General features: G+C 37.1%; 15 protein-coding genes. 6 read left to right on the top strand and 9 right to left on the bottom strand.

Annotated features, from left to right (window positions below; translation table 11 throughout):
* The first annotated feature begins 38 nt into the window (after positions 1 to 38).
* From ACT3S9_RS07190 to ACT3S9_RS07170, 5 genes are all read left to right on the top strand, one after another.
* Positions 39 to 1,718, top strand: a complete 1,680-nt coding sequence (locus tag ACT3S9_RS07190) for an electron transfer flavoprotein-ubiquinone oxidoreductase (RefSeq protein WP_444750849.1) — start codon at positions 39 to 41, stop codon at positions 1,716 to 1,718.
* A gap of 100 nt (positions 1,719 to 1,818) precedes the next feature.
* Positions 1,819 to 2,289 carry an acyl-CoA thioesterase gene (locus tag ACT3S9_RS07185; protein ID WP_441836660.1) on the top strand — a complete coding sequence of 157 codons (471 nt, stop codon included), beginning with the start codon at positions 1,819 to 1,821 and terminating at the stop codon, positions 2,287 to 2,289.
* Between the two features lie 235 nt (positions 2,290 to 2,524).
* The gene (locus ACT3S9_RS07180; protein WP_441836661.1) at positions 2,525 to 3,097 is read left to right on the top strand and encodes an outer membrane beta-barrel protein; all 573 of its coding nucleotides are present in this window, start codon (positions 2,525 to 2,527) and stop codon (positions 3,095 to 3,097) included.
* A gap of 91 nt (positions 3,098 to 3,188) precedes the next feature.
* Positions 3,189 to 3,893, top strand: a complete 705-nt coding sequence (gene tsaA / locus ACT3S9_RS07175) for a tRNA (N6-threonylcarbamoyladenosine(37)-N6)-methyltransferase TrmO (RefSeq protein WP_441836662.1) — start codon at positions 3,189 to 3,191, stop codon at positions 3,891 to 3,893.
* Between the two features lie 108 nt (positions 3,894 to 4,001).
* Positions 4,002 to 5,726 carry a proline--tRNA ligase gene (locus tag ACT3S9_RS07170; protein WP_444750848.1) on the top strand — a complete coding sequence of 575 codons (1,725 nt, stop codon included), beginning with the start codon at positions 4,002 to 4,004 and terminating at the stop codon, positions 5,724 to 5,726.
* Between the two features lie 270 nt (positions 5,727 to 5,996).
* On the opposite strand, the gene ACT3S9_RS07165 is transcribed toward ACT3S9_RS07170, so the two are convergent.
* The 9 genes from ACT3S9_RS07165 to ACT3S9_RS07125 form a co-directional block, all read right to left on the bottom strand.
* Positions 5,997 to 9,044 (bottom strand): ATP-binding protein, encoded by a 3,048-nt coding sequence (locus ACT3S9_RS07165; RefSeq protein WP_441830642.1) that lies wholly within the window; start codon positions 9,042 to 9,044, stop codon positions 5,997 to 5,999.
* 250 nt (positions 9,045 to 9,294) lie between these two features.
* On the bottom strand, positions 9,295 to 10,074 hold the full coding sequence (locus ACT3S9_RS07160; protein ID WP_441830641.1) for a hypothetical protein: 780 nt from the start codon (positions 10,072 to 10,074) through the stop codon (positions 9,295 to 9,297).
* A gap of 244 nt (positions 10,075 to 10,318) precedes the next feature.
* Positions 10,319 to 10,813, bottom strand: coding sequence for a hypothetical protein (locus tag ACT3S9_RS07155; RefSeq protein WP_441830640.1), 495 nt, complete (start codon positions 10,811 to 10,813; stop codon positions 10,319 to 10,321).
* Between the two features lie 262 nt (positions 10,814 to 11,075).
* Positions 11,076 to 11,216 (bottom strand): hypothetical protein, encoded by a 141-nt coding sequence (locus ACT3S9_RS07150; protein WP_441830639.1) that lies wholly within the window; start codon positions 11,214 to 11,216, stop codon positions 11,076 to 11,078.
* Positions 11,217 to 11,330: 114 nt separating this feature from the next.
* Entirely contained in the window at positions 11,331 to 11,462 is a 132-nt protein-coding gene (locus ACT3S9_RS07145; protein WP_444750847.1) for a hypothetical protein, read from the bottom strand.
* Between the two features lie 315 nt (positions 11,463 to 11,777).
* Positions 11,778 to 12,188, bottom strand: a complete 411-nt coding sequence (locus tag ACT3S9_RS07140; RefSeq protein WP_441830638.1) for a hypothetical protein — start codon at positions 12,186 to 12,188, stop codon at positions 11,778 to 11,780.
* A 710-nt stretch (positions 12,189 to 12,898) separates the two neighbouring features.
* Positions 12,899 to 13,327 (bottom strand): hypothetical protein, encoded by a 429-nt coding sequence (locus ACT3S9_RS07135; protein ID WP_441830637.1) that lies wholly within the window; start codon positions 13,325 to 13,327, stop codon positions 12,899 to 12,901.
* 98 nt (positions 13,328 to 13,425) lie between these two features.
* The gene (locus tag ACT3S9_RS07130; protein WP_441830636.1) at positions 13,426 to 13,920 is read right to left on the bottom strand and encodes a hypothetical protein; all 495 of its coding nucleotides are present in this window, start codon (positions 13,918 to 13,920) and stop codon (positions 13,426 to 13,428) included.
* Between the two features lie 61 nt (positions 13,921 to 13,981).
* The gene (locus ACT3S9_RS07125) at positions 13,982 to 14,950 is read right to left on the bottom strand and encodes a hypothetical protein (RefSeq protein ID WP_444750846.1); all 969 of its coding nucleotides are present in this window, start codon (positions 14,948 to 14,950) and stop codon (positions 13,982 to 13,984) included.
* A 64-nt stretch (positions 14,951 to 15,014) separates the two neighbouring features.
* Between ACT3S9_RS07125 and ACT3S9_RS07120 the strand changes: the two genes are divergently transcribed.
* Positions 15,015 to 15,983, top strand: a complete 969-nt coding sequence (locus ACT3S9_RS07120; RefSeq protein ID WP_086959932.1) for an IS30 family transposase — start codon at positions 15,015 to 15,017, stop codon at positions 15,981 to 15,983.
* Positions 15,984 to 15,992 lie beyond the last annotated feature (9 nt).

The following is a 15,992-nucleotide window of genomic DNA, read 5'->3' as shown; positions in this document are numbered from 1 at the left end:
TGTAACGTTTCATTTGCAAGTATGAAACTGCCACCTAATTGTGGCTTAGGGCCGTCACTGAGGAGATTAATATGGTCGAACGCGAAACTATGGAATTTGATGTTGTTATCGTAGGAGCAGGCCCTGCAGGGTTGTCTACAGCAATTCGTTTAGCGCAGCAGGCACAACAAAAACAACAAGAGCTAATGATTTGTGTGGTCGAAAAAGGGTCTGAAGTAGGCGCACATATATTATCGGGCGCCGTATTTGAAGCAAGAGCCCTTGACGAGTTACTACCTGATTGGCAAGAACTGGGCGCACCTATCAATACAAAAGTAATTAACGATGAAATTCTTTGGTTTAATAACAGTGAAAAAGCTTCAAAAATACCTCACTTCGCAACACCTAAGACATTTCATAATGACGGAAACTATATTGTATCTATGGGTAATGTGTGCCGCTTTTTAGCTGAGCAAGCTGAAACTCTTGGTGTAGAAATATTTCCAGGTTTTAGCGCCCATTCAATACTGATAGAAGATGATACCGTTAAAGGTATTATTACCGGTGATATGGGTATTGATAAAAACGGCAAAGAAAAAGATGGCTACATGCCAGGCATGGAACTTAAAGCCAAATACACCGTATTTGCAGAAGGTTGTCGCGGCCATTTAGGTAAGCAGCTAGTCAACCAGTTTGCGCTCGACGAGCATGTATCACCTCAACATTATGGTTTAGGGTTTAAAGAAATTTGGCAAGTGGATTCAAGCAAACATCAGCAAGGTAAAGTTATGCATGGCACTGGTTGGCCACTGAAAAATGATACCAGTGGTGGTGCTTTTATGTATCACATCGAAGACAATCAAGTCGTCGTTGGTTTAATTGTTGACTTAAATTATAGTAATCCACACTTAAGTCCGTTTGATGAGTTTCAGCGAATGAAACACCACCCTACCTTTAAAGATGTTCTTGAAGGCGGTGAACGCATAGCTTATGGCGCGCGCGCTATTACTAAAGGCGGCTTACACTCATTACCTAAAATGCATTTTCCCGGTGGTTTACTCGTCGGTTGTGATGCGGGCACATTAAATTTTGCCAAAATAAAAGGAAACCATACTGCCATGAAGTCAGGCATGGTAGCCGCCGATGTTATTTTTGATGCAATAACGCAAGGTAAAGAGCACACTGATTTAAGCGAATTCAAATCTGCATTTGAAACATCGTGGGCCTATAAAGAGTTACATCAATCACGTAACTTTGGCCCGGTGATGCACAAACTCGGTAAGTTTATTGGTGGTGCGTATAACACGCTTGATCAAAACCTGTTTAATGGTGGCTTACCTTTTACCTTTAAAGACAATGTATCAGACCACGCAACTTTAGTGGATGCAGCCTCTGTTGAGAGGCTCAAATACTCAAAACCTGATGGCAAGCTAAGTTTTGATAAGCTCTCGTCAGTATTTTTATCAAATACTAACCATGAAGATTCCCAGCCATGTCATTTACAACTTAAAGATGTCTCAATACCCATCAAGGTCAATTTAGCCAAGTTTGATGAACCAGCGCAGCGATATTGTCCCGCAGGTGTTTATGAAGTACAGCAGGTTGAAGGCAAAGATGAATTTGTGATCAATGCGCAAAACTGCGTGCACTGCAAAACTTGCGATATCAAAGACCCTAGCCAGAATATAACGTGGGTCACGCCCGAGGGGGCTGGTGGTCCAAACTACCCTAATATGTAGCTTTATACTGTTTTTATAAATAAATCCTAAATTGCAGGGGGCTTCGGCCCCTTTTTTACGCTATGCTAAAAATAACTGTTTAATTATTAAGAGTAAGTTTATGCCGTCGTCAAGTGTTACCTTTCGTTTTTTAGCTGAGCCTACCGATGTAAATTTTGGTGGTAAAGTCCATGGTGGTGTAGTTATGAAATGGATTGACCAAGCCGGTTATGCTTGTGCCGCCGGTTGGAGCGGTCACTATTGTGTAACGGTATCAGTTGCTGGGGTGAAGTTTCAGCGCCCTATTCTGGTTGGTCAAATCGTTGAAGTAGAGGCTCGAATCGCCCATACAGGTAAAACCAGTATGCAAATATTTATACAAGTGCGTTGTGGCGATCCTAAAACACAAAATTTGGTCGAAACTAATCACTGCATAATAAGTTTTATAGCCATGGATGAAGCTGGCTATCCTATTGCGGTGCCATCTTATAAAGCCAATACCGCAGATGAAAAGAAAATAGAAAACTACGCTATTAAAATGAAAGAAATAGCTATCGAAACCGAAACATTACTAAATAAGACTGAACCATAATAATTCTGGACCATATCTACTTTGTAAAACCTTCCAACTCCCTGAAATTTTTTCTTCGATGAAACTGAATGAGCGAATAAATCACGCTCATTCAGCTCAATAAGCAACCATTCCACCTCATAAAGACACTAAATTAGCCCTGTTTGTAATTGGCATGTGTAATGCAATATACAAAACGAAAGTTAAAACCAAAGCAGAAATTTCTGCCTATTTTATTTTGTAAAGGAGTTATTAAATGATCAAAACAATTTCACTCTCTGCACTTTCTTTGGCACTACTAGGTTTTGGTAACGCAGCCCACGCAGATATCACAGATATGGACTCACCACGTATCTATACTGGTATTGGTTATGGCCAGTATTCTTTTCAGTTTGAAGACAGTGAAAATGACACTGATTTTGATGATGATGCACAAATGCTAAAAGGGTATGTCGGTACTCAGTTTAATGAATACCTAAGCCTTGAACTTGCATATCAAAACTTTGATGAAGTAAGTGATATAGATAGCAAAGCAGAAATCGACGGTGTGTCATTAGCAGCCCGTCTTGGCGCACCAATTACTGATAACTTCTCTATTTATGGTAAAGGGGGTTGGTTCGAATGGGATGCAGAAGTAACACAAGGCTTGGGCGAACTAGGTAGTGTCAGTGCAGATCAAGACGGCGGCGATGTATTTTACGGCGCGGGTATTGAATATGCATTTACTGATAACATGCAAGTACGTTTAGAGTATGAGCGCTATGAATTAGAAGATGATATTGACCCAGAAATGGACGTAGCATCAGTCTCATTCCAGTACATGTTCTAACCTTTAGACCAATAAGTCTAAATACTAAAGACAGCTCATGCTGTCTTTTTTTGTGTATAATGCGCTTAATTTAATTATTTTACGGCGCAACATGAGCGATTATCAATTATCGGCCATTGGTCATATTCACTCACCTTATAAACAAAAATTTGCCATTCCACGTCAACCCCGCTTAGTGCCAGAAGCTAAAGCCAAGTTACTATTCTCCAAAGACTTTAATCGTGAAGAATTCATAAGAGGTATTGATGAATTTAGCCATATTTGGCTATTATTTAGGTTCCATGAAACCGCCGATAAAGGCTACTCAGCCATGGTGCGCCCGCCTCGCCTAGGTGGAAATGAACGTAAAGGTGTATTTGCCACCCGCGCTACATTTAGGCCAAACGCAATTGGTATGAGCGCAGTAAAACTCGAAGGTATTGAACATAAAAATAACCAGTTCGCATTATTATTATCTGGTATTGATTTACTTGATGGCACACCTATTTTAGATATTAAACCCTATTTACCTTATTCAGACTCTATGGAAGGGGCCAGTGCTGGCTTTGCTGATACTCGTCCTGAAACATTAATGAGTGTAGAGTTTAGCCCACAAGCACTAAGCTTTATTTCTTTACAAAAAGAGCACCCTGAACTTAAAGCATTTATTGCTAATGTATTAAAGCAAGATCCACGCCCTGCTTATAAAAAGCAAAAAACTGGTGAACAAAGCTACGGCATGAACTTATATGATTTTAATATACGTTGGCAAGTTAACGGCGAACATAACTATGTTAGCCATATTGATAACACATAGGAATTACCTCTAATACCTCTAAACTTAAACTTATCGCTTTAGTGTCAATGCAACCGCTGGTAAACTGAGGCTTATTGAAATAAAAACTTTACAACTATCGGAATAACCATGCGTACCAGTCAATATATACTCGCAACACTCAAAGAAACGCCCTCTGATGCTGAAATTGTATCGCATCAACTAATGCTACGCGCTGGTATGATCCGCCGCGTTGCCTCTGGCTTATACACTTGGTTGCCTTCAGGCTTAAAAGTTTTACGTAAAGTAGAATCAATCGTTCGCGATGAAATGGATAAAGCAGGCGCGATTGAAATGCTTATGCCCGTTATACAACCAGCTGACTTATGGGAAGAATCAGGGCGATGGGACCAATTTGGTGATGAATTAGTACGTTTTAACGACCGCCACAACCGCCCTTTTGCACTTGGCCCAACTCACGAAGAAGTGATCACTGACTTTGTTCGTAAAGAAATAAATTCATATAAACAGCTTCCTACTACACTTTATCAAGTACAAACTAAAGTCCGGGACGAACGACGCCCTCGTTTTGGTGTGATGCGCGCTCGTGAATTCACCATGAAAGACGCTTATTCGTTCCATTTAAGTGATGAATGCTTAGATGCGACTTATCAAGCAATGCATAAAGCGTATTGCAATATTTTTGAGCGCTTAAACCTAGACTACCGTCCTGTCATTGCTGATACTGGTTCAATTGGGGGCAGTGTTTCTCATGAGTTTCATGTTTTGGCTGAATCTGGCGAAGACGCAATTGCCTTTAGTGATAGCAGTGATTACGCTGCGAATATCGAAAAAGCAGAAGCGCTTGCTCCAAATCACTCACGCCCTGAAGCGGCAAAAGAACTAAAGGCATTTCCTACACCTGACGCGAAAACTATTTGCGAACTTAAAAAGCATTATGGTGTTAAGCCACATCGCTGTGTTAAAACCTTGATTGTATATGGTGCTCCTGACGAAGACGGTAAACGTGGTCTTGTTGCGCTTATATTACGAGGCGACCACGAATTGAATGAGTTAAAAGCTGAAAAACACCCGTTGGTTGCTGCTCCTCTTGAAATAGCGAGAGAAGAAGACATCATTTCAGCCATTGGTGCAAAAGCAGGCTCACTAGGCCCTGTTGGTTTAACCATGCCGATTATTGTTGATCGTACAGCTAATGTAATGGCTGACTTTGTAGCGGGCGCAAATAAAGACGGCGAGCACTTGAGCGGCATTAACTGGGATCGTGATGTAACTGAATATCAAATTGCAGATATCCGTAATATTGTTGAAGGTGATGCAAGTCCTTGTGGTCAAGGCGTTTTACAGGTTAAACGTGGTATTGAAGTTGGCCATATTTTCCAACTTGGCACTAAGTATTCAGAAGCAATGAAAGCCGGCGTATTAAGCGAAACAGGTAAAAACCAAATAATGACCATGGGTTGTTATGGTATTGGAGTATCCCGCATCGTTGCTGCGGCAATAGAGCAAAATAACGATCTATACGGGATAATTTGGCCACAACCTATCGCGCCATTTGATTTAGCCATTGTGCCAATGAATATGCATAAATCGCATCGCATTCCAGATATTGCCAATGACCTTTACGATGGTTTAAAATCTGCCGGCCTTGATGTGTTATTTGATGATCGTAAAGAGCGACCTGGCGTGATGTTTAACGACATGGAGTTAATTGGTGTGCCATTCACATTAGTTATTGGTGAGCGCAACCTTGATGAAAATAAAGTTGAGCTTAAAAACCGTCGCACAGGGGAAAAGAAAATGATTGATCTAGGTGATGCTGTCACGTATATCAAAGAAGCGATAACGGCTTAAATAACCTACTTAAGGTATAATACTTACTTATACCTCTTTGAGTTTAGATAATAAAAAACCGCGAAAGCGGTTTTTTATTATGGGCGTCTTAAATTTATAACCTCTTTATAAAGTGGCCATGATTTCAATAATAAAATAACTCTTAAATTATTCCCAAACCATACTAGGTGGATCATAGATTGATCGTAAAAGCGTTGTGTAATTGTCATTAACACCAGCCAAACTAAACTCTAATATCCCTACCTAAATACCTAGCTCCACCATAACTATTTATACTTTTAGCCACCTTGTTAGCTTTTCTTTCAAGGTGGCTGAGTTAATCGGTTTGGTTATGTAATCGCTCATTCCAGCTGCAATACAGCGCTCTTTATCCCCCGCCATTGCACTAGCAGTCATTGCAATAATTGGAATAGTTCTATACGTTTCACCAGATTTACCGTGACGAATAGCTGATGTTGCGTCGTAACCATTCATATTAGGCATTTGGCAATCCATTAGAACGATATCGAAACTATTTTTGGCTTTAGCCAACTGCTCTAATGCATCAACGCCATCATTTGCAATAGTCACTTTAATGTTTGTTTCTTGTAAAATTGCCTTTGCTACCACTGTATTAATCATATTGTCGTCGACTAATAAAACACTAAAGGCCGACAGATCTTGGATTTCTTCTTTTATTTGACTCTTAACTTTCGGTAATTTTTCTAACCTATTCTCAGCCCAAATACTCGCTAAATTAAAAGTAAGTTGATCTTGAGTGAATGGTTTAGTTATACGATGAACGTTAGGCTTATTATCTATTATTTTAGGCTTATTATTTAAAAAGTCAGTTAAAATAAAGATATGCTGGCGTGATTCATCGCAAAGGTAAAGCACCTTTGTTAAACGTGGTTCAGTTTCATCGATTAAAACGAGATCAGCTGTAATCTCTTCAAATTGCTCATTATCATTAAGACGCACAATAGCATCACTTTGAATATCACCACTGGCCCGCAAGAGGTTAACGGTATTAGCATAAACACGATCATTTTTGATCATTACTAAAACGTTAATTGGCTTATCAAGTAGAACCGGCCTTGCTATTTTTCTTTGCGGATCAATTTGCATTTTTATTTTAGCAGTGAAACAACTGCCCTTGCCTTTTTCACTGCTTACAATGATATCGCCATCCATTAAGCGAGCTAATTTACGACAAATTGATAACCCCAAACCAGTTCCGCCAAAGTGGCGCGTTGTACTGTTATCTTCTTGTGTAAATACATTAAATAACTTATCAATATTTTCTTGAGCTATACCTATTCCAGTATCTTTAATTGCAAAATTCATCATGATTTCATTACTTTCAAGTGTTTCGAAATCTAAAGTTAAGCTAACCTCTCCGTGATGAGTAAATTTAATTGCATTGTTAAATAGATTAATTAAAATTTGTTTTAATCGGTGACTATCACCTATTAGTTGACGATCGACTATTTTGTCGGTGTTAACTATTACCTCTAACCGTTTACGCTGCGCTTGAAGCGCCATCGAAGTCACCATATCACTACAAACCGTCACAACATCGAAACTATGATGGTCTATATCTAACTTACCCGCTTCAATTTTTGAAAAATCAAGAATGTCGTTAATTAATGTCATTAACGAGTTAGCGCTTTTAGCAGCTAAACCCAAAAATCGTAATTGTTCACTCGTTAGCGGATCTTTTTTGAGCATCTCGAGCATGCCCAAAACACCATTCATTGGTGTGCGTATTTCATGAGAAATATTTGCAACAAAATCACTTTTTGCTTGGCTTGCAGCTAATGCTTGTGCGGTCGCAGCTTGTAGCTCATTAGTGCGTTGAGAAACTTTTAATTCAAGTGTTCCGTTTAATTTCTCAAGCGCTTGTTGAGTTTGTTTTAAAAATTTAATATTACGTAAAATAACCGCAACTTGGTTACGTTGAGTAAAAACGTCAAATACCCGAGTTAATGTAATTGAGTAATAACATGGGGTGTTTTGTTGATCATAATAAATAGCTTCAAAAGGTAACTTCTTTCCTTGCGTTAAGGTTTCATCCAAGCAATTTTTATCCTGTTCATCTAAAGCAAACAAAGATATAAAACTTGTTTTGTTTTTTACTAAATTAAAACTTGTTTGTGCAGCTTGGTTTCCATGACTGATCACACCATGGTCATCGACTAACATAATCGGGTCAAGAGAACCTTCGATGATCTTAGTATTTTGCTCTTTAAGAGAATCTAATTCTAATTGACGATTTATATAGCGCTGATACAACCAAACTAATAAAAGTAAAGTAGCAAACAACGAAAAAAGCATGAGTATAAAGTTATAACGACGATCAGCAACTTCATCTAATAAAACCTGCGTATCAATCGAAACGGCCAGCGTTAATGGTAGCATGGTGACATTATCGTCAAGTGTAATTTGATGTTTCAGATAATATTGTTCGGGGAAATTAGTCAGTGAAAGTGTATTTTTATCGTTCATATCCTGATTACGATTAAATTCACTTGACCAATTAGCCGTTTCATCAAATTCAAAAGCAAAAGGCAGTTTTGTATTAGGATGGGATAAAAACTGATTATTATTATTTAATAAATAAGTGTTTACACCTACAGGTAAGTCAACCTTTAGACTTTGTAGTAATTCTTCAGCAAAATAATTAGTAACTAGAACTGCAAATACATTACCTTGTGCATCAAATACAGGCTTAGCTAGGCGGTAGGTGCTAACATAAGGAACCTGAATTTCACCATTTTCACGATTATAATTAATAGGCGAGATATAAACGGATTGGTCATCAAGAACAGCGGATTTTACTATATAATCGCGTTGACCCTTTTGTTGTAATTGCTCCCCTAGCACACGTGAAATTGTTTGGCCTACTCGGTCTACCCTAACCAACTCTTTACCCTTATTTGCAAGAGTAATATAACGTGCTTGTGAAAGGTGTTCATCGGTATGCATAAAGCCCATAAATGTTGTAGCAAGACGCTCCTGCCAAACATCAACATTGATGCCATATAAAGGATCAATGTTGTTATTGTGGATAGTACGGCTAATACCAACAATAGAAGGCGTAACATTTAAAAAACGAATAGCATTGACACTATCTTGTAGGCGTCCTTTAAATGCCTGCGCTTTATTATCTAGCTCATGTTCTAAATTAATTTTTTCACTATTAAAAACATCATGACGAACTTTTTTTTCGAATGTATATAACGTCGGAACCGCTAGAATTGCAAAAACGAGGATGGTTAATAAAAATATTTTATTACTTCTAAATAGTAAGCTTAACACCGAAAAAGAATAACGCATTTACCAAGCCAAATTAATATTTAAAAAAGGGACAGTATAAGATCGGCAAAAGCAGCCCTTTTTAAAATCATTATACTAATGTTTTGATGATTGATTTATAGCCTTGTCAAAATACAAAGTTCGCTACTCAAAACTGTATTAAGAAATAAAGTTTGAGTAGCGTCCAATAAAGACTAAAACTTAAATATATATCTGTAACCTCGTACAAAGGTTACAGCACATAATTTACATACTGTTCAATTGTGAACCTCTATTGAGCGATGCCCTCAGATAGCTGTTCAACAAATTTCATAGAGCCTAAGGTAACATCTTTTTTAACTAACCCAGCATCAACCGCAAGCGCTTCGCCTGATAGAGGGTCAGTATCAACAGATTTAAGCTGCAATATAAAATTATTAGTTTTTAAATAAACGGGAAACACAGGATACTGGTAGTTTAACCTACGCATCACTTCTGTTATAGGTTGCTCAAGAACCATCACAAAGCCTTGACCAAATTTACGATCTTCAAGCGTTCTCGATAGTAACCAATCATATTGCTGTTGAGTAACATACTTATTTGGTACTTCTAAATAGCCAATCTCGTGAATAAAGTTTGAATACCGTTCACCTTTTAATTTGTTATCTCCAGACTTAGAGTATTCAATATATTCGTCCTCATCGTTAGCTGGATCAATACTCATTGAAAAAATTTGCTCAGCAGTAAAATTTGGCGCTTGCGATGCCATTTTGTTTAATGCTGTTTCTGCTTTTTTATTAGTGGTATTATAGTCTAAAAAATAAGCTGATTTTTTATTGTGATCAAGTATATATTGACCATCCCACTTCACTGTCATTTCGGTCAAATTTTTATTGGCTAACTTATAATCAGTTCTTAAATAGGTATCGTTAACTCTTACAGTTATATCAGCGTAATGCCCATTATCTTTTGTTATTTCGTATTTTAAAGTCATGTTATGCGCTTTTGCTAACACTTGAGTATTAAACACGATTAGAGAGACAAAACCTGCTAATTTAAATCCGTTATGCATAACCTACCTTTCCTTCATATTTATGTTTATCAAAACGTTTGTTTGTCTGTTTTTAAAAGGTTCAGCAAACGTACTTATCAATCAGTTAAGATTAAAACAATGTAACTTAAGTTAACGTTAACGAAGTGAAATTATTTGCTAATAAAATAGATATTTAAAAATTCATTTTGTTTCTTAAATAGCTATTGATCTTGCTGAGCAAAGTTTGTTCAAGCCCAAGCCTGGATTCATGTAGGATAAAAACCTACACAATAAACCCAAGCAATAATCCCATTGGGATGAGTAATAAATAACTCAAAACCCACCATGAAAAACGATGATTAATTGATACCTTGTGAGTAGAGGTTAGATATTCTATTACTAGCTGATAGTCGTTTAAGTTAAAAGTATGTACACCCAGTTCATTACCAGATTTATCTTTTACTGCAAAGTGGGTACTAAGGTAAGGCCCTTTTGAAAATAATGGAGTGAGAGGAAAGTAATAAAGGACTATTGAGTCAATATTATTATAAGCTGTAAAAGCTTCACGCTTACCTTTAAAGTCAGGCATCAAAATGCCTTTACGAGTTAAGAAAACATCACCATTATAATACGTTCTTTGTAATGAAGATTGTAAAAGTACCAACGCAAAAAATACAAATGGCGTTAATATAAACATACTCGTTAAGCTCGACCCCTGCATTACATATCTAGGTTTACCATCAATGAAAAATGTAAATATAAATGCAGCAAATAACATGCATAAGAATGCTTTAATCGATGTATAAGGTATAGTTCGCTTATGTGCTAGGCAGTACTGCACGTTGTGCTGTAATTTTTTTTCTATGAAATTCATTATAATCAACTACTTTTAAATAAATATTGAGTCCAGATAACCACTAAAAATAAACTTAATTATGGTAAACCGAGTTTTGAAGGCCGGTCTTTGTTTCAGTACCATCAGGTCCTATACCATTACTACTTATCAAGGTTATATTAAGATCATCAAGCTTACTTTGAGTCTAATCACCGTTATAACCTTTTAAGATACGGTCAATTTCTTCCAATGCAGGTTTGCCATCTTTCCAGCTTTGTAATTTAGGCGAAAAATGGTCAAATAAAGCCTGTTTATCTCCTGATTGCAAACTCTCCCATGCAGACATACCTCTGTTTTCAAAGTAACTTTGTTTAGGAGTGTTTGCAATCGCACTATACGACAACGGTGCAAATAATGTAAAAAATATAATTTTAGAAATGTATTATTTATACTACATGGTTTAAGTCAGCTTGATGAAAGCAAAATGTTCCATTTTATTAGTACCCACATTTTCAAATACACATTTTGTGGAAACGAATTTTTTTTCGCCATATTTCGCTTTGATATTTACCGCAGCGTAACCCTCTTTCATTTTTTAGAAAGCTCCATGCTAATAACTTCATAGTTCGGGTTCTGAGAGTACTGTTGGTAACTATCTGCATATTTTGTTAATGTGCTAATCGCTCTTGCCTTTCGTTGCTCGGTATTTTTAAACTCTAAGTGCACAAAACTCATTAGCGTATCAATATCTTTATCAGCTTTGGCTTTACGAAAAAGCTTACAACTTTAGATAAAAACTGGATCAGAATTATTTTCGGCCACAATATTTACATTAGATTCATCCGCAGCAACAAAAAGACTTAATGAAGAACTTACCAGCAGCGTAACTATTTTAATTTTCATTATTTTACTTCCTGTACTTTATAAATAAGGGAGAATTAGTTGTAATATTTAAATTATCATAATCATTACTTTGAGCCGTTGCATCGATAGTAAATTCAACCCCTCCTTCAACCGGTGACCAAGTAAAGCTTTCAACCTGTGGAACGCCGGCTAACAGTACGCCATCATTGCGTAGACAGGTAACCCCCTTAAGGAGTTCTTTTTCATTGGTAGGGTTATATAAATCTTGACCAGCTAAAGACAATAAAATGGTACACGTATCATTCATATCTTCAATTATGAGATCAACGCGGAATAAGTCTGATTGAAAGTCAGCGTTCACAGAACCCTGCACTACACCGACAACTTGTTTTGAATCAGTACAACCTTGTAACAACAACACTGTAGAGATTATTAGTCCTATTTTTTTTAACATACTTATCCTTGTAATTTAAAAGAGAGCCGAAGCTCACTCGTATATTAATCTATGCTCGAATATGACTGTTGAGCATCAGCTGAATCATCAAAAAATTTCAGCCGATAGGATTGGAATTTGGTGTGTTATTTACTGAAACCTCAAAGGGTTACATCGCCATTGTAGTGCGTTTTTTGTAATGACGAGTGAAATAATACCAGCCAAAAAAACGAATGGGGTTAATATAAACATGATTGTTAAAGTAGACCCCTGCAATATATAACTAAGTTTACCATTAATAAAAAATATAAATGCAACAAGTAACATGCATAAGAATGCTTTAATCGATGTATAAGCAATTATACGTTTATGTGCCAAACAATATTGAATATTGTCTTGTAGTTTTTTATCTGTAAATGAACATGATTAACGAGACAATTCATCACACTTAATGAAACACTCTATTTGTGTGTGGTTATCGGATAGTAAACAATAATACTTTCTAAACCAAAGGTTGATAGCGGCTTTTTTCATGTATCACCAATAAATCAAAATATTATTTTTGACAACAAGATACATAACTAAACACCTTAGAGCATTTTGAACTTTTAGAATTAAAATTTGTTCAATTTAGGGGCGGCTTAATCGCAGCATGGGGTTTGTATGTAACTTAATGAGCCAAGTAAAAACATAACAAAAGCTAGACACCCACCTTAATTCTCCCAATAAAATTAGTACTTAAATTCAAGCGGGGATTCTGATTTAATTTCAAGCTGATAATCATCATTCCTTGTTTTTATCAGTGCATGCAATGACAACGACACCTTATTGTCATCTGCGTAATCAAGCTGCGCATTATAGATCTCTTTCTCGTAATGACTACCAATACTGGTTTCATTATCGTAGTTACAACTAATTACTAACTCGTGCCCTCTAATTGCTTTTTGCTCAGCGAGTACACCAACAGGAATTTTTATATAGCACGTTCCTGCTTTACCTTCACCCTGAATATCAAGATCAAGACGAGGCATGGTGACTGCATTTTCTCTCATAGGCTTTGATGGTTCAAAATGTGTTATTTTTGTTATTGTTGCATACTCAGTTCCACAACCTGTTAGTACAGGTAGTAATAAAGCCGGTAATAGATATTTATATTTCATTTAGGTCCTTTTATTAAATTATTTAATAGTTATTTGAATATTGAGTACAGATAGCAACATATGACTTAAATTACAACATTAAGCTATTTAATCAAATATTATAAGAAGGTGTGATGCATATACCACTTCCCATCAAGTTCTAAAAATGCACAAGATTTCCCTATAACACTGCTCCCGGTTTTAAACTCGTATAAAACACTATATTGACGTGTTGCTTTAGGGTAATAAGCAACAATATTTTTATTAATTGATTGTCGAATGCCTGTTTTTGTTTCAGTTCCATCAGGCCCTCTACCATAAGTTGGCATCATAGTGATATCGAGGTCATCAAGCATACTTTCGGTCCAATCGCTTTCATAGTCTTTTAGTTCGCGATCTATCTCTTCCCATGCAGCTTTACCCTCTTTCCAATTCTGTAGTTTCGGTGGTAACTGGTCGAACAAAGCTTGCTTATCACCCGCTTTAATACTTTCCCAGGCGGCCATACATCTATTTTCAAAATAACTTTGTTCCGGTACTTCTGTAGCTGTTGAGGTGTAAGAGGCCATCATTAATGGGACAGCAACAAATATCCCTAAAGTATTTTTTTTCATTAACTTTCCTTTAATTGATAAAACGAGCAAAGTTAAAAACCTTGCTCGTTATGGTCAAATATTATAGTTCATTCCAAAGGATATTAACTTCAACGTCGTTATTTGTATTCGTTGAATAATCACATGTTGAAATAGTTTTTCCCTCACCCTCATTAACATTAACCTCCCAAGATAAGACTTGGTCGACAGCTGTTAGTTGATCTTTAGAAGATTGGCTTGGGCCGCTAATAATATCGATATTATCGGAGAAACAGATATAAAATGTACCGCGCTCATCAGGGATTTCGTTAGCTGTCAGTGCAATATTATACTTTCCTGGCGATAATAACTTTGAAAGTTGCTTTGCACGTTGTCCAACAGTGTCTAGGCTAATGCCAGAGTCGCCAGCAACACTAACTGAAAAACGGTCATCTAATAGGTTACCATTATCGCCAAACAGAACTGATATTCCACTAGGAGGAATAGTTAGTGTAAGTTCATTTGATTTTACACCATCAACTTCCGCAAGTAAGGGACCTGTAACCGCATCTTCAGGTACAATTATATCGACAGTTTCACCATCAATACTCACAATATTTGCTTTTGTTCTGCCTGTTTTACTAGCAACGGTGATAATTGTATCACCTTCTATAAAGCCAATACCATGTACTGTAACTTTCTCACCAGAGTAAGCTTTTTCAGATGCTAATTTAGTTAGGGTTACCTTATCGATAAACTTAATATTTTCTGGCGCGTTAATCACAATATCGGCAATTTCTAACTCCAACTTAATTTCAGCTGTAAATGCATCAACTTGATCACGAGGCACAGTAAAAGTCACCTCAGTTGCGGTATCGTCAAGCAGAATGTTATCTTCTACTATATCGACTGTATAATCACCTTCCGTGTCAATTAACTCTATTTGTGGTTTATTAAAAGTACAAGTATTAAACACATTACATGACTCATAACCTAAGCCATAACCTTCAATCGTAAAGCTGACTACATCTGGTAATTGGTCTTTAATCCTAAATTCGGATAATAAGTGCAATTTCTCAGATTAGATGGCCAGCTGTTATAATTCGGCCATTTTCTCGCCAAAGGAAATTGCTTTAATGAAATATAAACAGCTGACACAAGAAGAAAGATACCAGATTTACGCGTTAATAAAAGCAGGAAATAACCAAAAGCAGATAGCTGAAGAACTAACTCGTTCACCGTCATCTATTTCTAGAGAGCTAAAACGCAATAAAGGACTTAAAGGCTATCGGCCTAACCAAGCCAATAACTTTGCTGAACAAAGACGTAAGTCATCTTTCAAAGCAAGTAAGTTAACAGAGGACGTCACTCACTGGATTAATAAATTGTTGCATGACGGACTTTCCCCTGAGCAAGTGGCAGGCCGCTTAGCTTTAGAGAAACAGGTCGTTTTACATCATGAAACAATTTATCAATATATTTACAGAGACAAGGCTCGTGGTGGCAAGCTACATAAGACACTCACTCGTGCATGTAAAAAGTATAAAAAACGCTATGGAAGCTATGATAAACGTGGACAGATAGTTAATCGAGTCAGCATTGATGAACGCCCAAGTATTGTGGATTCAAAGTCTAGGATTGGTGATTGGGAGGGCGATACAGTGATAGGTAAAGGGCGTAAAAATGCGCTTGTCACAATGGTTGAACGTAAAACGTTATATACAGTCGTTCACAGAATTGAAAGCAAGCATGCGAAAATAACAGCCGATGCGCTGATCACGTGTATGACACCATATAAAGGTAAGGTTATTACCGTGACGTTAGATAATGGAAAAGAGTTTGCTCACCATGAGCATGTTGCACAAAAATTAGAAGCTGATGTGTATTTCGCTCATCCCTATTCATCATGGGAGCGGGGCATAAATGAGAATACCAACGGCTTACTTAGACGCTTCTTCCCCAAGGGAACTGACTTTATGGCGCTAAGTGAAGCAGAGATACAGGCGGCAGTTGATAAGCTCAACCATCGGCCAAGAAAAACAAGAGGGTATAAAACCCCTCATGAATTATTTACGGGGCAATCAGAAGTTCTGGTGGCTGCATAATGATTGCAC

Source organism: Pseudoalteromonas sp. AOP31-A2-14 (assembly GCF_052378035.1).
Classification (GTDB): Bacteria; Pseudomonadota; Gammaproteobacteria; order Enterobacterales; family Alteromonadaceae; genus Pseudoalteromonas.
This window is presented reverse-complemented; position numbering and strand designations above follow the sequence as displayed.